The following is a 19,191-nucleotide window of genomic DNA, read 5'->3' as shown; positions in this document are numbered from 1 at the left end:
ATTTACGATTGTAGATTTAAAGTATTATTCAATTCCGCAAGAACTATGTCAATTTCATTCAATTCATCGATTAAAAAACTTAAACTATCTACTTGTTCAGGCACATAGAAAATCTTGTTGAAATTGATTTCAACACCAATTACATTGTCGCTGTATCCAAACGGACGCGTTACATACTTCACCATAAAATCAGCAATCTGTTTTTGATTGTCTTCTTCTATTGGAAGGTATGGGATTATTTCGTAATCCTTCACCGTATCTTTTGTTAATTCAACCGTTATCTGGATAAACGCATCTTTGGTTTTGGTCTCTTTTTTATAGGCTGCTTTTATAAGAATTTTACCGTTACCTAATTCAGTAGTCGCATTACCCACTTGCTCTATAATCGTTTCTTTGTCTTCATCGTAGCTGTAAATAGCTTTTGATGTTTGGATTTTAAGATTCGATTCTTTATAGTCGATACTACTGATTAATTCTTTAACCTCTTGATTGAAATAGTCTTCTAAGCTATTGTAAGTAGATTTATCAAATGTTGTGATTTCAAAATCAGATAATTCTTTTACTTCACCTTCTAAGGTTGCAAATTCTACTTTAGTAGGATTTAGCTTTATTGCTTTTTCTTCTACGGTTTCACCTGCTTTATTGGTTTTGGTAGGCATTTGAATTGCCTTACCGTTTTCATCTACATTGGTTAAAATAATAGACTGTTTGTTGTAATAGAAATGCCATTTATCAAACACTTTAGCCATTTCTTTACCATCGACAACCACATCTTCAAAGTTCACAAATGCATCCACAATCGCTTTTCGATTATCGGTATTCATCTGACGACGTTTCTTCCCTTTGGATTTCTTTAATAATTCCCATTGGTTGCTACCATCAATTAAAATCACTTTGTCTTTACGATTGGCAGGTTTGTTCTTATTAAATACCCATAAATACGTGTAAATACCAGTATTGAAGAATTCGTCTTGTGGCATTTGGATTAAAGCTTCTACCCAATCGTTATCGAAGAAATATTTACGAATGTTTGATTCACCAGAACCTGCATCACCCGAAAATAAGGTAGAGCCGTTGTGAACGATTACCCCAAAACCGTTGTTTTCATCTAACTTGGATAAGATGTGTTGGGTAAATAAGAATTGCCCATCTGAGATAGAAGGTAGTGCGTGAAAACGACCTGTTTCGTCTGATTTTACTTCCTTTTCAAAACCTTTCCAGTCCACACCATAAGGAGGATTGGCTACTGCGATATTAAATGTTTTATCAAAGAATTTACCTGTTTCTGTAATGGTATTCCCGTATTCTATGTAGGTATCTTTACGGAATCTACTTTCGATTTTAGCCAAGGCAAATAGAGTATCATTCCACTCTTGCCCATAGGTAGCTGTAGGACGGTTTGAGATTTCTTGAATTTTATCTTCAACACCAAACAATAAATTTCCACCACCACAGGTTGCATCATAGATTGTTAAAAACTCATCGTTATCCTCAATCTTAGTAGCAATTAATTCTGAAATTAAAGATATAATATCATCAGGCGTATATTGTTCCCCTGCTGTTTCGGCAGAAATATCTGCCCATTTACGTTTGATATGTTCTTCTAAAGTAGTAATATCAGAGTTGTTGAAAGGTAATAAATCAATCTCGCTCCAAGTTTTTACGGTATTGAAAAGAATACGTTTTTTCTTTAGTAATCCGCTAACACCTGTAATATCTAAAAATTTTTCTTCTTCGTTTCCTTTATCAACTCCTAAAAGGTATTTCGTCTCAGCATCAAATGCTTTTAAATAGCCATCAAAATCTGTGTCGAAAGTTTTATCGTTTTTACAAATATCTTTCAATGTAATTCCCTTACGAATTACGTAATCGTTATACCCTAAACCTTCCAGTTGGAAAATCTCTACGAAATCATCTGTATCTTCTATGTTTTCTTCTTCACGTATTCTATTGGCTTCACGAATTAACCTACTCTCTACCATTGCTAAAGCAAAGAAGGGCATCATATATTTAGGAAAATCGGATTGTTTAATTCCTGCACCAATTAATAAATCGGCTGTTTTCCAAATATCAGATTCATATTTAAGGATATTAATGCTCATTCTATATTTTAAATTTATTTGGTAAATATACACCCATATCAGACATAGAACAAGAAGGCTTTAGAAACAATTTTCTTTAAGAAGATCTATTAGTTCTGTTATTACAACAAACTGAAATATTACCAACTTATCTATTAAGCTAATACAATCCACTATAAATTTAATGTACAAAAAATGTACAAGCCGTTCATTGCAATAGTAATTATATATTGGATAAATAGAAGAAAATTCTATCGCCAAAATGTAGCTGATTTGGAAAGATTTTCAAGTTTTGAAACATCGGTATTCATACGTTTTCTTGAACGTTTAGCCAAATGGTTAGCTTATAGTTTAATCCTTTCTAGTGTTCTTTTATTTTTATTTACAACAGTGAGAAAAAGAGACTTGAGAAAAATATGAAGGTAAGAAAACTGAAAAAATCATCTCTATTTAATAAGTATATTACTCAATGCAATACAAGGCATTTATCCTATCTTCATATTTAGAATAAAATCTTCTTTTATTTTCATTTAGCTTAGTCTCTAAATTAAAACACTCATTCTTCAAGTTGATCAAAACTTCTTGATCCTTTAGCTGAAATAAATCAATAAAATTTACATTTAAAGTATTGGCAAGTTTAAAAATAAGAGCCCAATTACTAAAATGTTCCCCTCTTTCTAACCTACCAATAGTTACACTCTCACTTGCCACTAATAGGCTCAAATCTTGTTGAGAAAGATTCTTTTTGAGTCTAGCCAATCTTAATTTTAAACCTATATGAACATTAATAATCTTAACTTCTGTTTCAGTATATTTTTTCATATAGTAAAAATCTTTAAAGTGCTATATATTATTCGATACAAATTTGTATTGAATAAGAAATTTGCATATATTTGTATTAATATCAGATTACATTAATTCCAATCTGGAAGTCTTAATGACACTTAAAATATTAAGCTAAAGCTTATTTATTTCTCAACTTGAAAACTGGCACTTTTCTATTAAGTACAATGAGAAAATAAGTATCTTAGCCCATGACCTAGGCATGGGTTCACTTATTCATTGTACGGGTATGCCAGTACCTCAAGTTGGATAATGTGAGTACCCATGCCAACTTATTTTATATAAGTTTGTCATTTACTTCTCACTTTATTGAAATTCTTAAGTTTCGCTTTATATTAAACATACTACAGACTTCTAGTTTATACCGTCTCCCAATTAGGTATATAGAGGTTTAAAACAAAGGTGGATTTATTTAGTGTTCGTTATTTTATGAATGCTTGCAATACCTTATCTATCCTTAATGGACTTATCGAATGTTCTATTCGAGAAATTATCAATTATTACATTTTATTAAAACAACAAATTAGTAACTAAACTCACATTTAGCCTATGATTAAATTTTAGTTTAACTAAATCACATTGTTGTAGTTGTATCTAGCATGACTTGTCAATGTTGGATGGCTACCCTATTATCTATTTAGTTAGCATAATACACTTTTTACGCTAGGTCCAAAAACAGTTTTTGGATGCGTACAGGATATCTATTGCTTTTTAATTCACATCTATATAATTCGTTCATCCATTCGGTTATAAGGCAATATTAATTAGTTAGTAAGGGAAAAATGCTATGAAATAAGACTTTCCTTCTGTTCTATTATTAATTATTAATCACACTTAAAACTATTTTATTATGGAAAAAACCGCTTGCTATGTTGGTGAATCTGGGTTGGTTATAATGTAGACGTCAGCCAATAGTAAGCACAAAAACTCACAAAACATTGTGTGGCTTAAAGGGAGTTTTGAGCCATGCTAAAAGTCCATGGCTATCTCCTTGCTCTTTTGCATTTTGGGAGACGTGCTTAGAGTGAAGGAGATAGTTTTTTATTATCTATTACAAATTACCCATTAACTAACCTTTTGGTGCAACTGGCCGATCAAAGTACTACGGCAATATGAATCTTGATGATTTAAAGGCTTGTTGTATCAAAATCAATTATAAAATTATGAAAACTCAAATATTGACCACTTGTGGTTATAGGATAGCTATGCTTGTTAGCCTTTTAATTATCTATCCAACTTATGCCGTATCAAATGATAATCATTTGTTTTTTAATGCTTCTTACCTATTACAAGATAAGCAGCAAAAAGGAATTATAAAACTCTCAGGAACTGTAAAGGACGCTCAAGGTGTTCTTGGCGGAGTAATCGTATCGGTTGAAAACAAAACTGTAGCCACTGATCTTGATGGAAAATATACAATAGATGTGTCTATTGGCGATCGGATTACCTTTTCTATGCTCGGCTACAAAGAGCGATCCATAGTGTACTCAAGTAGTATGGGAGCCGTTTTAAATATTGAGCTACTTGAGGATAATACTACCCTTGAAGAAATTGTAGTTAACGCTGGATACTATACGGTAAAGGATCGAGAACGCACAGGAAGTATTGCAAGAGTGACTGCAAAGGATATCGAATTTCAGCCGGTTTTGAATCCACTTCAAGCAATTCAAGGTAGAATGGCAGGTGTTAGTATTACTCAAAACACAGGGGTTGCTGGTGGAGGATTTGATATACAGATTCGAGGCAGAAATAGTCTAAGACGGTATCAAGATAATGCTATCAATGGAAATGCTCCTCTTTATGTAATTGATGGAGTTGTTATTCCAAATACAAACTTAATTAACTCCTCTCTATCTTTTTCTATACTACCGATGAGCGATACTAATATATTAAATGCTATAAATCCATCTGATATTGAAAGTATAGAAATACTAAAAGATGCAGATGCTACAGCTATTTATGGTTCGCGAGGTGCAAATGGAGTAGTTCTTATAACAACCAAGAAAAACAAATCAGATCAACTTTCTTTTACTCTCTCCTCTTCTACTTCCTTTAGCAAAGTCGCAAATAAAATGAAACTTTTAAATACCGAGCAGTTTAACCAAATGAGAGATGAAGCATTTAAAAATGATGGAATTACTACATATCCTGCTAATGCATATGATGTAAATGGCACCTGGGATAGAAATCGGTATACTGATTGGCAAAAAGAACTCATAGGAGGCACTGCGCTCAGCCAAAATATACAAGTTGGAGTAAATGCTGGAAATGAAACAACTCATTTCTCAAGTTCTGTGAGTCAATCATCTCAAACAACCGTGTTTCCAACAGACAAAGGATATAAAAGAAATACATTTCTAATCAACATAAACCACAGAAGTAAAGATGGAAAATTTCAATTTAGCTCATCCACCAACTATGCTTTGCAGAATAATAATTTAATAGCGGAAGATTTAACCTCAAAAGCGCTTACTCTCTCACCAAATGCGCCAAGTTTATATAATTCTGATGGTAGTTTAAATTGGAGCTTTGCAGGAGATACAAACCCTATAGCATCAATGTTTGAAACTTACGAAAATGACAATAGGAATCTTGTATTAAATATGGACTTTAGCTATGAGGTATTTAAAAATACTTATTTCAAATTAAATGCTGGTTATAACAGAACTAATACAGAGGAAAAAAAACTTACCCCTCATACCATATATAATCCTGAACGCAATTATACTTCAGAAGAGTCAAGTGCAGAAAATACCTTTAGTGACAATAAGTCATACATTATTGAACCTCAAATCAATAATTTATTCAATATTAATAAATTACAGGTCAATACTCTACTGGGTATGACTTATCAAAATAGTAATACTAGCGCCCTTCATTTAACAGGCTCCAATTTTCAAACCAATGATTTTATATCAAATATAGCTGCAGCTAAAATAAAAAACATTAGACAATCTGCTAACTTACAATATAAATACATAGCTGTTTTTGGAAGATTAAATCTTAACTATGATAGTAAATACTTATTGAATTTAACCGCTAGACGTGACGGTTCTTCTCGTTTTGGAGACAATCATAAATTCGGGAATTTTGGTGCTATAGGTGCAGCATGGATATTTTCAAAAGAACAACTTTTTAGTGATTCTTCATGGCTAAGTTTTGGTAAGTTAAGAGCTAGTTATGGAACATCAGGAAATGATAATATTGGAGATTATCAGTATTTAGATACTTATGAATTAAATCCCAATAGATACAATGATTTTACTGGACTGAGTCCATCAAGACTTCATAACCCAAATTTCAGTTGGGAGAAAACTAAAAAGTTAGAAACAGCTATCGAAATAGCTTTATTTAATGATAGACTACAGTTCGATTTCGCTTGGTACAGAAATACCTCTTCCAATCAATTAGTTGGGATTCCTCTACCTGGTACAACAGGATTTGCCTCTGTACAAGATAACCTTCCTGCCACTGTCGAGAATAAAGGTTGGGAGTTTAGTTTAAACTCAGAAAATATTAATACAAAGGATTTCAATTGGACTACTAATTTTAATATTTCTTTTCCAAAAAACACATTGCTTTCTTTTCCTAATCTTGAGAGTTCTACTTATGCCAATCAGTTTGTTATAGGAAAAGGAACAAATGTTTACCGCTTATACAATTTTGAGGGAATTGATCCTCTAACTGGGCAATATACTTTTACTGACTATAATGATGATAACAAAATAACAGCTGAATTTGATAGACAGAATATCAAAGAAATAAAAGTCGATTATCACGGAGGGATACAAAACACATTAACATACAAAGGTATTAGTCTTGATTTTTTATTTCAGTTTGTAAAACAAACTAATTTCAATTATAACAACAACTTACTAATACCTGGAGCAATCATAAATCAGCCTGTAGAAGTACTAGATTATTGGTCACCTACAAATCCAAATAGTCAATATGGTGCTCTTACAACAGGTATGAATCCTATTATAATCGACCAGCTTGCAGCATATACAAGTAGTAATAAAGTAATTAGTGATGCTTCTTATGTAAGACTAAAGAACATCTCTCTTTCTTATAATCTCAGATTGCCAAAGGCTAAAATTGAATCTTTACGAATTTATCTTCAAGGACAGAATATTTGGACAATCACAAATTACTATGGTCTAGATCCGGAGTTTACCGCCTATGGCTACCTCCCTCCTCTTAAAACATACGCCTTTGGTGTACAACTAACTTTTTAAATAAAATTATTATGAAAAAAACAATATACATAAGCTTGATACTTATAGGCTTTCAAGGATTTCTATCTTGTGAAAAAATGATTGAAATAGATTTACCAACAAATCAAATTAGTACAGAAAATGTATTTAAAGATAAACGCAGCGCAACTGCTGCGTTAACCAACCTATATATTAAGCTTAGGGAGTCTTCTATTTATAGTGGAAATAGTCAAGGTATTGGATCTGAACTGGGTTTATACACTGATGAATTAGAACCCGTCTCTCTCCCTCCTACAACTGATAGTGCCATATTATTTAATAACACTTTGGACCCTAAAAGAGCAGTACTAGAAACATTTTGGAATACTTCTTATAGTCATATTTATGCTATTAACTCTTTTATAATTGGTGTCACAAAATCAACGGAAATATCAGAAGAAGAAAAAAAGGAGCTTATAGCAGAAGGATACGTCTTAAGAGTGATGTATTATCAAGCATTAATTCAACTCTTTGGGGCAATTCCTTATACAACTTCTACAGATTATAAATTTAATACTACCATAAAAAAAATAGCTCCCACAGAAGTACTAAACAATTTAGAACAAGATTTACTTATAACTTTAGAAACTCTTACTTATAATGATAAATCTTCTAATAAATACTACGTTAACAAAGCTGTTGCTGAACTTATTTTAGCCAAAAACTATTTGCTTCAAAAAAAATACGATAAGGCCGAAATCTATGCAAGACTTGTTATGGATAATCCTTTATATAGCTTAGAGACAGATCTATCCTTAGTTTTTAAAAATACAGCTAAAAGTACACTATGGCAGCTAAGTAATAGCAATTCTACAGTTGCAACTTATGAAGCAAATAATTATATAATGCGAGTTAGTGATTGGCGATATAAACTCAGTACTTCTTTATTGGATGCTTTTGAGAGCAATGATCTTAGAAAATTACGTTGGACTAAAGAATATTCCCCTTCAATTGGTAGCTACAGTTATAAATATCAGAATATACAGGATAACTCAAACGAATGCTCGATTATTTTTCGACTTGAAGAAGCCTATTTTATACTAATTGGAGCTCTTATTTATCAAAACAAAGAAAAAGAAGCGATCTCCTTTCTTAACCAGATTAGACAAAGAGCTGGCTTAACCAGTTTAGCAAATAATCTAAGTAAGGAAGATGCAATTCTAGTTATGCTTGAGGAAAGCAGAAAAGAATTTTTTCTTGAACATGCAAGACGTTTCTTTGATTTAAAAAGAAATGACAAGCTCTCTCTTTTAAAAAACTCAAAACCCAATTGGCAGGACAAACACGCTCTACTTCCCTATCCTGAGAAAGAACTACTTATTAATCCTAATCTGAATCCACAAAATGAATATTAAAATTATTTCTCATATTCTACTTCTTTTATTAGGTACTCTATCTATTACAGCGCAAACCATTGGCGATAGTTTAGAATATAGTGAACTTGGTAACCGAGAACTAACCCATGATGGTAAAATCGCGGTTATACATAAATACTACAAATCAAATGCTCAAAGAGATAGTGTTTTCATATTTAATAATGGCAAATTATTACTTAGCAAACAAACAAATTTCCTATATAAACCATTTAAAGAAAACTCTCTATATAGCTATAATTCAGATAAAAAAGAACTAGAAATACTTGATGGTCGTACTTTAAAAACACAAATCATCTTTAACGTGAAAAATCCAAAAGTAATTGAAAAATATGGACTTATTTTCTTCCTAGAGGCAAATACTGATACTTATAGATTAATCAAAGTACTGTCTAATAAAACACAAGAAATCTGGAATAGTCCTAAATCATTAGTGAACTTTACAAGTATCAGTGACAATAAACAATTACTCTTGGTTCAATATAGTGAGCCTAACAAAGGAATTGAACTTATCTCATTATCTGATTTTAAAAGAACACTTAATAAGGATATTACTTATCCCATTAAACAGGCGAAATGGAGCAAAAGACATCCAATTGTTTTCTTTCTTCCAACTCCAATTAGTGATAACAAATATCCTGATCTTATTTTCTATAACTACAAAACAAATAGTAGTAAGCAACAAACTCTGAAAGAAGATATTCATTACAATAACATAGAAACTATGAGTGACTACAGTTTTAAACTGACTCAATTTTGTTCACTAGGATATAAGCAATATGATGTAAAAGAAATTGAGCTATGGAGCACAAACGATCGTTACTTACGAAATATCATAACTAATTCCAATAATCAGAATTATACTACAAACAGTCATATTATATTTGATTATATCAATAATGATATTCATAAGCTTGAAAGACTAAATAATTATGAATCTGTACCTATTAATGAAAATACCCTTCTTGTATATGATTCTAACCAATATCTCGATTATACTTATCAATGGTCCTCAAGACCACGTGATATTAGTCTATATGATATTATAAATGATACACTAACTATCATTAGCAAACAACAAGAATCTCCATTTAGCACAACGAGTCTATCTCCAAAGGGACATTATTTTGTCTACATTAAAAAAGGAGTACTGTATATCTATAATACCAATAATAGAATTATTGAGAATAGTTTTACTTTAAAAGATGATAGTTCAAATCTACGATTTTTTGGTAATAGACTTAGAACATGGTCATATGATGAAAAGTATTTCTATTTTGTATCTCATTCAAATTTAATACAATATGATACTGAAGCCAAAAAATTCAAAACGCTTATAAATGCTAATGATACAGATTCTCGTTATCAAATTATCAATTCATCTAACAAAAGTATTTTTGAAACTAAGAGTGAATTACATTATCAATTAATTACAAATAGTGATAATAAACTATTAGTTCACAAATTAAACATTGAAGCTAATACACAATCACTTATACTTATAGACAATCAAAAACAAGATGTCATACTAAAAGAAACTAAAGATCGAATTTCAGATATAAAATATAGTGATGACTATAGAACAATTACCTATTCTTTAGAGAATTTTAATAAGCCAAAAACTGTTTTTATTTATCACAATGGAAAAACCAAACTACTTCTAGAAAATACCATGCCCAAAAGATTATACACTTGGCAAAAACAAAAAATAGTTTTATATAAAGATCAATATGGAAACAACTTACAAGGTTTATTATTTTATCCAAAAGATTTTGATTCGCATAAAAAATTTCCAATGATTACTCATATATATGAAATACAGAACTATTTAGCAAACAAATTTTCTTATCCAAGTTATCTAAATGAAAATGGATTTAATTTAGCTCTTTTACAAGAGAATAATTACTTTGTGTTTTTACCTGATATTTTCGACAATAAGCAAGGAACAGGATTGTCAGCACTAAACTGTGTAGAAGAAGGTATAAAGGAGATTTTAAAACAAGAAAAAGCAATTGATAAAGATAATGTAGGTTTATTTGGCTTCTCTCATGGAGGATATAAAACAAACTTTATTGTAACTCAAACTAATCTGTTTAAAGCTGCAGTTAGTGGAGCGGGTAACGTGGACATTATTAGATCTTATTTCTCATACAATGAAAACTTTATTTCTCCTTTCTTTTTTCAATTTGAAAATGGTCAATATAAGATGCCGAAAACTTTCAGTGAGGATAAAAAACTTTATCTGAAAAACTCCCCTATTTTATTTGCAGACCAAATTAAAACCCCGCTTCTCACTTTTACAGGTAAAAAAGATGAAAACATTCACTGGGAACAACAAAAAGAATTTTTCATTGCTATGTTACGCTATAATATTCCTCATGTAGCCTTGTTTTATAAAAATGAAGATCATAGTCTTTTAAAAAGGGAAAATCAAATAGATCTTACCAAAAGAGTCATGAATTGGTTTGATTATTACTTAAAGGAAATAGATACAAAGGAAACTTCCTGGGTAAAATACAATACAACTTTTGAAAAAGAAAGAATGACAAATAACTAAAGAATAGGGGCTAATTTAAAAATTAGCCCCCTTTATTAAAACCTAATTTCTACGTAATGGTAATGTACAAACTGTTTGACCTGAATCAGAATCAAACTGCATTCCATACAGTTGATGATTTGTAATTCCATCAAACCACGTACAAGTCTGTGAACCAGTAATATCACAACTCTCTGGTTTTGCGATACAGATTACACCTTTAGCATCGATCTTTTGATAAGCGATTTCTATTATTTTATCACTTTTCATTGCGTTTGTTGCAAATGCACTTCCGATAGCAATAGCAAATACTGCCATTGGCATTGCTGCTGTTTTAAAAAACTTTTTCATCTTAATAAAATTTATTGGTTGATAGCTTATTTTTTAAAGTGAAGCCAAACTTTACTGAAACTTATCTGTTAGTGATTTGGCCATTCGATAACGGACAAGCTTTTGATCAAATAAACCATAGAGATAATGGTCTGTGACAATTAAATCAGTAAGCTTGCTATCCCCTAGGTGATAGATATAAAAGCTAGCTATATAATTGTCTTTTTTAAAGTCGTAGATATCAACAATACTAGCTTGTTTCCAGATAGCTTTGGACTCGTTTTGTCCAAGAGAATTTGATACAATAAACAAGAGATTGTTTTTAACCACTACTTTTTTGTTTATAGCTCTTATAGGTGTTGTCATTTTGTTTTCTCCTGTACTTAGTTTAGAAGAAGTTATAGTTACAGCTTTAGTTGTATCTATAGTGTGCTGTTGACTAATTAAATCTAAAGTTTCACTAATCAAAATGTATTTATTCTTATAAAAATAAGTATAGAGCAACGTCTTGTGTTCTTTACTAAAGCTAAAAATACCATCGCTATCAAATACTCCATCAGAATCACTCTCTAGCAGAGTTGAATTTAAAGAGACTCTTGGAGTAGTCTTCGTATTAATTAGTCCTAAAATATTATTGTAGTCTTCACTACTTTGACTTTTAATGGCAATAGAAGTTGAATCTAAGGGGATATAATCGGTAAAATAGGCTTCTCTAAAACTGAATATTTCTGTAGTCTTGGTCTTTTCATGGGAATTAAGCATCCCTTTATAAACAATTGGAATTGAACCATCTGCTAAATAGAAATTGGGATAATCAGTCTTTAATCGTAAATATCGATATTCAAATTGTGTAGAGTCTATTTTAATGGTGAAATCTACTCTATTTAGAAGTGAATCAACACTTATAAAAATAAGGGGAGATACACTATTACCTAAATAAACTTTGTTTTTATTATAGCCTGAGAAATAAAAAGTATTTACGCTTAAATCTAGGGTATCATCTTCTACCACGCCATGCGGCAAATACCTTCTAATAAATGGATTCTCTTTTTTTATAATATGTTCTGAGGATAGAAAAAGCAGGATAACAAGTAAACTACTTATAATTGTTGTGAGGATTGATACAAGATAAAATCGTTTTCTTTTCTGATCAAGAAAAAACAAAGCAACTAAAGCCAGTAGACTAACGATGATATTAAACCAAAGATGCTCTATCCACCCCATTTTTTCTAGTATTCCACCACAAGAACAAGGGATGAAATCACTGTAATTTAGTATCAGGTAAATATAAAGGGTAAATGCAACCATAAGCCCATAACTAAGATAAAGCCCTAGGAGTCTTGTTGTTTTAATACAAAGCAGTAAAGCAAATAATAGTTCGGCTCCTAGCACTAAATAAGCAATGATATTGGCGTAAGCGCTAAGTAGTGGGGACTGTGTTAATTGAACTTGGAAGGCTTCAAAAGTGATGAGCTTACTTATGGCTGCATATACAAAAAGTAAAATATAGAAATAGGATACTATAAGGACGTATTTGGCTTTCATGGTGATTGCATTTTGGGATAATCAAAACTACAATTAACTGCAATTCAAATCAATACGTATTTTTACTATAAAAATTATTTAATCTCTTCCAAAAGAAGATATCCATTGGACAAAGCATACATAAGAACACCTATAAAACTAAAACTTGCTGTTTTTTCAAGTAATATTTCTTTGTGCTTTTCCACTGTTCTTGTACTACAGCACAAGATATCGGCTATTTGTTTGGCGCTGTATTGCATGGCAAAAAGCTTTATAATACTCAGTTCCCTTTCAGTGAAATAAGTAGTACCTTGACTAATACTATTTAGGTTTTCTTGAATTTTGTGATATACTTCTTTATCGTAATAATAGCCTTTTTTACACACTACTTTTATTGCTTTTTTTATAGTAGCTGTATTAGCAACCTTGGAAATATATCCCGATATATTACAAGCAATCATACGCTTGATATGCCCAATATCGGTGTAACTACTAAGAATAATGATCTTTATATGTGGGTATTGCATGTTAAGCTGCTTTGCCGTTGTAAACCCATCCATTACAGGCATACTAATATCTAGAAAAACAACATCCACCTCTTGCGTTTTCAAATGCTCTAAAAGCTCTTGTCCGTTAGATACGCTCACAACCAGTTCTACATTTTTTATGGCATCCAGTGATAGAGCAAAACCACCTCTATACATTACATGATCATCAGCTATGGCTAGTCGAATACTCATAATCGGTCTATTTTAATACTAATATCATTATTTCCTTGTTTACTTTTGTGAGTAAAAACTGCCTTTATCTGTTTTGTTCGAGTCAAAATATTTAGAAGTCCTATCCCCTTTTTCTCTTTACTCAAAGCCATAAAATCATAGGCAATACCATCATCATTTATCTTTAAAAACAATTGATTTACATTCCAGTATGCTTGAATTGTTACCTTAGTTGCTCTACTGTGTTTTAAAATATTTTGAACAATTTCTTGTAGACTTCGATAGAGCTCAATCTTTTGGTTTTTGGATAATAGAAACGTCTGTGTATTAGAGATAAAATTAATTTGAATCACCCCTATTTTTTGAATTCTACCAACATACTGCTTTATTATATCAACAATCCGATACTCCTCTATATCTGAAGGATACAAATTATAACATAGATTAAGCGCATTTTGATAGCTACTTTTTACTGCTTCTTTTAAAGAAGCTAATACGTGCTCCTCTTGATTTTTACTTGTATCAAGATGTTCCATATATTTCAATACCGAAGCTAAATCACTACAAATACCATCGTGTATCTCTTGAGACAGAACTCGCATCTGATGATGTTCAATCTGAATTCTTACATCTTGCTGCTGCTCTAATTGGCGTATCATACCTTTTTGATAGATATAAATCAAAACTAATACTAAACAAAAAAGACAAAGAGTCATTGCAGTTCCAAGCCAAAAAATCAGGTTTAAATCATTTTCCATACTCCTAGAATTAACATTATTCGAAAAATCAAACTAGCTATCACATTTACAATCCAATAGTCATACAAATACAGATGTAAACTATAAACATGTGGCACTAAAACAAAAAAGAAAATTGTATTGAGGTAATACATAAATAGTCCTATAACAAAATAAAAGATGGGCTTATTATAAAGTCTCACAACACTGCGATGTCTAAATACCTGCCCCAACCAATAAAAGGTTCCTGCAAAGACCAATAGACTCACCCCTACCTTACCAATAGCTTTACTTTGTAGTACATCAAAAGGAAAAATAACCAAAAAGGTATATAAATACACCAATAAAAAAAGACCTAAATAGACAACTAAATACCTACTAAGTCTTTGGTTAAATATGGATTTAAAAAAATAAAAGATGACTAAAAACTCAAGCAGCGTATAAATCTGAAACCAGTAATCGCTAGTAATCTTTAGATAATAACTACAAATAAGTTCATATCCACTGGCCAGAGCCATAAGTCCGATTAACGGTATATAGCCCCTATATTGACGTGTAAAAAATTTGTATTTACGAAATAAACCCAGAATTAAAGGAACAAATCCAAGGATAAGGGCTATATAAACTAAAATTTGATAAATCACTCTATTTTTATTAATTCACTTGTTTTAGGGCATATTCTAGGACATGGAACGAGTTCCTCTAAAATAGTCCCCTTAGTTAAGTCTTCTTGATTACTATCCACTCCCACTAAAACCATATTGGTTTGTGAGCTATCTGGATCCTCACCTAAATAAATTCGAAGACCAATACAATCGTTTTGTGATAATATCAGATTTAATTTATCTAGTCCCACAAAAAAGGATTTAGTCTTTTCTGGGTGTTCGCTTTGATAGGCATGTGTATACTCTATTGCTTGTTCTAAGGTAATTACCTTTCCACTTTGACTGCTGATACTCATAATACTATATGTTAAAATTATAAAATAAATCTCTGAATTAATAACAAAATTCGCAATACGTAATTTCCGCAGCATTAAATCGTAAGAATACGTATTGACTAGTACGTATTTTCCCCTCTATCTTGTTTTACTTCCATTTCTGAAAATCGTGCAAAATAATAACCAATCCAAAATACAAGTATTATGAAGCACCAAACCTATTTTAATAGCCTGCTTACAAGCATTCAAAATCAAGAAAAGTCTCCAAACCAGTTTCTATCCTCAGACCACATTGTTCAAATCATAAATGACCTTCAGCTTATCTTAAATCAATTAAGTCTGTATCTGCTCAGTTCTACCTTAACCCTTGAAGAAGAAATTTATTTTTTCAAGGTGGTTAAGCCCACTATTCTTGCTAAACTCATCTGCTACAATAAGATCTATCGCTTAGAGTCAAGCCTTAACAAACAAATGCATCTGGATAAAAAGTTCTTTTCAAAAAAACTCACTCAGCTTAAAATTCACAATAAAAAGTACATTAGTAAATCCAGCTTTTATAAATATTACATAAACAATCGAACAGACAAGGACCATCTTTTTTTCACCAGAGGGAACATGGACCTTAAGGAAGGTTTAAGCAGCGTGGCATTTAAAATCGATTTAGAGTTCTCAACCTATTATGATTTAAAAGTGGCTAAGATTTTAGCGGATAATATGTTCTATAGTTATCTAACAGATCAATTGGATTTTATAGGACAGCAAGCTATTTATTCTGGTAAATCAAAAAAGGTAGAGTCCACCACTCTATATTGGTCGGAATCTCAAAATGCGCTTATAGAGCTGATCTATGCGCTTTATGTAACTGGTTCTATCGGGCATGGTAAAATAGAAATCAGGAAAATAGCTATTGTTTTTCAAGAACTGTTTCAAATCCCTTTAGGAGATATTCATCACGCTTTTCACCGGATGAAAACAAGAGCTAAATCAAGGACTTGTTATTTGGATAAACTAAAAGAAACATTAGAAGAGTATATGGACAAAGAAATTTAAAAGGACAGTTTTAGAAAAAACAGCCTAGTTAATTTCTTACTAGGCTTTAAATTATAATAAATTGTAGTATTTAATACCCAGTTTTGGTACGGTATATTTAAATAACATTGTTCATCTCCTTTTTTTTTCTTACTACATAATAAATATCTAAATAGAGAAGTAATATTTTAATAAAGAAAGCAAGAAAAAATAGCTTGACATATCCAATGACAAGATCCTTATACTCTTTCTTTAAATAAAAATTTGCATAGTATGTTTCCAGAATACGCCATCTTTCTGCCCATCCAATTTCGGCATTTGATAATTTATTTTCAGCTACTTTCGGAATGACGACTTCTTCTATCACTACAATATCTTTTAATTGCCCTCCTTTAATCAATTCTTCTTGTATAAACAGTGGAATTACAAGTACACTAATCCAAATCCACAAAATTCCCATACGTCCAAGTGTAGATTTAATTGATACCCTACTCATTTTACGTTGAACATTTAGTTGTCTCATTTGGCTAAATATTAAAAAAAAGTAAAGTCCTCCTAAAAACAAAGTAATTACGACAAGTAAAAGTGTGTTCCCTTTTGTCTTTTCATACCCTAGAATAGTATACCCAAATGTCGTCAAACAAGAGTAAGTAAACCAAAGATAGCAGAAGTAAAAAACAGTTAAACTTCCCCATCCCATATAAAGCAATCCTTTATATAAAGCCATATATAAGGGATCGTCCATCTTCACTCTATAGGTTTTGAAAGGTAAAAAACGACGCTCTCCTGTACAAAAGACAAAAGGGTAAGCTACATAAGTGCCTACTAACATGATCCCTTTTAAGAGATAAGTTAGTATTTTCCACAACGCTCTTAAAACAGATATAATCACAAGTAATTCAATAAATAACTATAAAACCATTTTTTCTTTTAAAGCTTTCCTAGTCTTTTGGTCAATACTAATTGCTTGATCCATATTAAACAATAAGCCACTTCCGTTACTTCTATCTAAATAGTGTTTAACGGCCTCGACTAAATCCTTACCCTTTTTAAATTGAGCTAGTTTAGCATTGGTAATTATTTTATTTTCATCTGAATCAAACAATTCTTTCACTTGTTGATCAGTCAACTCCAAAAGATTTCCTTGCATTTGTCTAATTGTATCAGCAGTTAGAACTTTAATTTCAGCATAATTCTCTCCAGGTTTGTAATATTTTCCCATAATAAGCGCGTCTGCAATGCGCTTTGACTCGTTCGCTGGAACAACCTGTTTTTCATTTGCTTTTTGTCGTTGATGAATGCTTTGCATATCCAAAGGATGACTAAGTTTAGCCACTGCTCTAGCTGACAATTCCAATGCCGTATTTTTCGCTTCTTCCTTTATGCGCTTATCTAACAATTCTTGATAAATTTTCAGTCGCTTTGCATCATGTTCCCTGTCCAAAGCTAAAAGTTGTTGTTGATATTCTTCATCTAATGCTAATTTACTCAGTTCGTTAAGTCTCATTGCTTCTACGCGTTTCATTTCGATATCTTCTTGGGAACTTATTTTCTTCCTGTGTACTTGTCTAAGCAACTGACGCTCAAAATCCAATTTTTCCAACTCCTCTAAATGCTGAATATACTCTTCTTTTAAAGTCAGATTTTGGAGCAATAATTGTTCTTGCTCATGATTGAGGTTAGTATTGATAAATGCTCGATATTTATTTTCAAATGCTACCTGCTTCATTTCCGATTCTTTGCGCATCCTTTCTTCAACTGTTTGATCAAATTGTTGACGAGTATAAGCAACTTCTTCTTCACGCTGACGTTTGTATTCTTCTACATCTTTATGATGACTTTCATCCCTGGCCGCTATTTCTCGCTGTTTTTCTTGATCAATCTGTTGCGCATTTTTGCTAAAATGTTTCGTATCATTTTCATACACGGTACTTCGGCTGATAATAACCTCATCTCGATCATACAATTGAAAATCATAAGGTGCACGCTCCATCATTAGCTTAAAGATAATAGGGGTTAATTCTAAGACTACAAATAATAACGTTAAAGACCAAGAGATTAGCGGACTAATTTCATGCGCTATACCAATTTGTTTTACAAAACTTTTTTCTTGATCTAACTCCTTTTTATAATTAGACTCAAATTCCCTATCAATATTTTTTTCAACTTCTAGCTTTTTTTCTTTTAAGTTTTTAATCTCTTTTTCAAGTTGACCTACCTTTTTGGAATAATCTTCTTTTTGTTTCCAATCTGATTTTGCAAGATCCCCAATACCAGTCTGTTTATTAGAGCCCTCCCCATTCTTTTGTTTATTAAATTCTTTTTCATATTTTTTTTCACCTTCTTTTGCTTCTTTTAATTTTTCACCTAACTCTTCAATTTTTTTAGATAAATCTTTATGATCTGTATTATTCTTATAATAAGTCTGTTTCTTTTCATTTTTACCCTTCTGCATTTTTTCTGAAATTATTAAATCAATATCTTTCTCAAAAATCTTCAATTCTAAAGGTTTAGATATTACAAAGGAAATAACTAACCCCATGAAAATACGAGGCAAGGCATTCAACATCTTTTTATACCACACCTTTCCAATATTAGGTGGTGTAGATGACACAATAAAACGATCTAAATTAAAAATAATGGGCCCAAATAACTCCAAAGAGATAAACGCTCCAACTAGTAGAATCCTTAGGAAAAAAAATAGTTTGAATAGCAAAAGAGCCTGAGATAAAAGCTAATAAGGCTGTAGCATACACAGTTCCTCCCATACAAGCCATCTTTACTTGATCAGAATAGGTTCCCTTTTTTAATAAATAAGGATCT

General features: G+C 31.4%; 12 protein-coding genes and 1 pseudogene. 4 read left to right on the top strand and 9 right to left on the bottom strand.

The features are described from left to right. Positions 1-2 precede the first annotated feature (2 nt). On the bottom strand, positions 3-2,102 hold the full coding sequence (locus tag H4K33_RS00440) for a class I SAM-dependent DNA methyltransferase (RefSeq protein WP_182646537.1): 2,100 nt from the start codon (positions 2,100-2,102) through the stop codon (positions 3-5). 441 nt (positions 2,103-2,543) lie between these two features. After that, positions 2,544-2,903, bottom strand: coding sequence for a helix-turn-helix transcriptional regulator (locus H4K33_RS00435; RefSeq protein WP_182646536.1), 360 nt, complete (start codon positions 2,901-2,903; stop codon positions 2,544-2,546). Between the two features lie 1,184 nt (positions 2,904-4,087). On the opposite strand from H4K33_RS00435, the gene H4K33_RS00430 reads away from it, so the two are divergent. From H4K33_RS00430 to H4K33_RS00420, 3 genes are read left to right on the top strand one after another with little or no spacing between them, the layout of a single operon-like run. Continuing rightward, on the top strand, positions 4,088-7,162 hold the full coding sequence (locus H4K33_RS00430; RefSeq protein ID WP_182646782.1) for a SusC/RagA family TonB-linked outer membrane protein: 3,075 nt from the start codon (positions 4,088-4,090) through the stop codon (positions 7,160-7,162). An 11-nt stretch (positions 7,163-7,173) separates the two neighbouring features. Beyond that, complete coding sequence (locus H4K33_RS00425; protein WP_255493505.1) at positions 7,174-8,535, top strand: RagB/SusD family nutrient uptake outer membrane protein; 1,362 nt, start codon at positions 7,174-7,176, stop codon at positions 8,533-8,535. After that, positions 8,525-11,110, top strand: coding sequence for a S9 family peptidase (locus H4K33_RS00420; RefSeq protein ID WP_182646535.1), 2,586 nt, complete (start codon positions 8,525-8,527; stop codon positions 11,108-11,110). Before H4K33_RS00425 ends, H4K33_RS00420 begins: the two co-directional genes overlap by 11 nt. Positions 11,111-11,152: 42 nt before the next feature. Here the strand turns inward: H4K33_RS00420 and H4K33_RS00415 are convergent, their stop codons facing one another. The 5 genes from H4K33_RS00415 to H4K33_RS00395 all read right to left on the bottom strand — a co-directional run bounded on the left by H4K33_RS00415 (position 11,153) and on the right by H4K33_RS00395 (position 15,360). Beyond that, a complete protein-coding gene (locus tag H4K33_RS00415; protein WP_182646534.1) occupies positions 11,153-11,440 on the bottom strand; it encodes a DUF6520 family protein in 288 nt (95 codons plus the stop codon). A 51-nt stretch (positions 11,441-11,491) separates the two neighbouring features. Beyond that, positions 11,492-12,964 (bottom strand): MauE/DoxX family redox-associated membrane protein, encoded by a 1,473-nt coding sequence (locus H4K33_RS00410; protein ID WP_182646533.1) that lies wholly within the window; start codon positions 12,962-12,964, stop codon positions 11,492-11,494. Between the two features lie 74 nt (positions 12,965-13,038). Further along, complete coding sequence (locus H4K33_RS00405) at positions 13,039-13,683, bottom strand: response regulator transcription factor (RefSeq protein WP_182646532.1); 645 nt, start codon at positions 13,681-13,683, stop codon at positions 13,039-13,041. Further along, complete coding sequence (locus H4K33_RS00400) at positions 13,680-14,420, bottom strand: sensor histidine kinase (protein ID WP_182646531.1); 741 nt, start codon at positions 14,418-14,420, stop codon at positions 13,680-13,682. Before H4K33_RS00400 ends, H4K33_RS00405 begins: the two co-directional genes overlap by 4 nt. 619 nt (positions 14,421-15,039) lie before the next feature. Next, positions 15,040-15,360, bottom strand: a complete 321-nt coding sequence (locus H4K33_RS00395) for a hypothetical protein (protein WP_182646530.1) — start codon at positions 15,358-15,360, stop codon at positions 15,040-15,042. 183 nt (positions 15,361-15,543) lie between these two features. On the opposite strand from H4K33_RS00395, the gene H4K33_RS00390 reads away from it, so the two are divergent. Beyond that, entirely contained in the window at positions 15,544-16,389 is an 846-nt protein-coding gene (locus tag H4K33_RS00390; RefSeq protein ID WP_182646529.1) for an RteC domain-containing protein, read from the top strand. Positions 16,390-16,486: 97 nt separating this feature from the next. Here H4K33_RS00390 and H4K33_RS00385 read toward each other — a convergent pair whose 3' ends face one another. Together H4K33_RS00385 and H4K33_RS00380 are read right to left on the bottom strand one after the other, a co-directional pair. Next, positions 16,487-17,200, bottom strand: a complete 714-nt coding sequence (locus tag H4K33_RS00385; RefSeq protein ID WP_182646528.1) for a hypothetical protein — start codon at positions 17,198-17,200, stop codon at positions 16,487-16,489. A gap of 78 nt (positions 17,201-17,278) precedes the next feature. Beyond that, positions 17,279-19,136, bottom strand: a pseudogene (locus H4K33_RS00380) (DUF4407 domain-containing protein). Positions 19,137-19,191: the final 55 nt, after the last annotated feature.

The organism is Myroides sp. WP-1, assembly GCF_014145635.1.
Classification (GTDB): Bacteria; Bacteroidota; Bacteroidia; order Flavobacteriales; family Flavobacteriaceae; genus Flavobacterium.
The sequence above is the reverse complement of the archived record's forward strand: the minus strand, read 5'-3'. Positions and strand labels throughout refer to the sequence as shown.

What these genes read in the sequence shown, in the direction of transcription:
- H4K33_RS00410 (WP_182646533.1), bottom strand. Translation starts at nt 12,964, where the DNA reads ATGAAAGCCAAATACGTCCTTATAGTATCCTATTTCTATATTTTACTT.
- H4K33_RS00430 (WP_182646782.1), top strand. Translation starts at nt 4,088, where the DNA reads ATGAAAACTCAAATATTGACCACTTGTGGTTATAGGATAGCTATGCTT.
- H4K33_RS00420 (WP_182646535.1), top strand. Translation starts at nt 8,525, where the DNA reads ATGAATATTAAAATTATTTCTCATATTCTACTTCTTTTATTAGGTACT.
- H4K33_RS00425 (WP_255493505.1), top strand. Translation starts at nt 7,174, where the DNA reads ATGAAAAAAACAATATACATAAGCTTGATACTTATAGGCTTTCAAGGA.
- H4K33_RS00395 (WP_182646530.1), bottom strand. Translation starts at nt 15,360, where the DNA reads ATGAGTATCAGCAGTCAAAGTGGAAAGGTAATTACCTTAGAACAAGCA.
- H4K33_RS00405 (WP_182646532.1), bottom strand. Translation starts at nt 13,683, where the DNA reads ATGAGTATTCGACTAGCCATAGCTGATGATCATGTAATGTATAGAGGT.
- H4K33_RS00390 (WP_182646529.1), top strand. Translation starts at nt 15,544, where the DNA reads ATGAAGCACCAAACCTATTTTAATAGCCTGCTTACAAGCATTCAAAAT.
- H4K33_RS00415 (WP_182646534.1), bottom strand. Translation starts at nt 11,440, where the DNA reads ATGAAAAAGTTTTTTAAAACAGCAGCAATGCCAATGGCAGTATTTGCT.
- H4K33_RS00385 (WP_182646528.1), bottom strand. Translation starts at nt 17,200, where the DNA reads ATGTTAGTAGGCACTTATGTAGCTTACCCTTTTGTCTTTTGTACAGGA.
- H4K33_RS00400 (WP_182646531.1), bottom strand. Translation starts at nt 14,420, where the DNA reads ATGGAAAATGATTTAAACCTGATTTTTTGGCTTGGAACTGCAATGACT.
- H4K33_RS00440 (WP_182646537.1), bottom strand. Translation starts at nt 2,102, where the DNA reads ATGAGCATTAATATCCTTAAATATGAATCTGATATTTGGAAAACAGCC.
- H4K33_RS00435 (WP_182646536.1), bottom strand. Translation starts at nt 2,903, where the DNA reads ATGAAAAAATATACTGAAACAGAAGTTAAGATTATTAATGTTCATATA.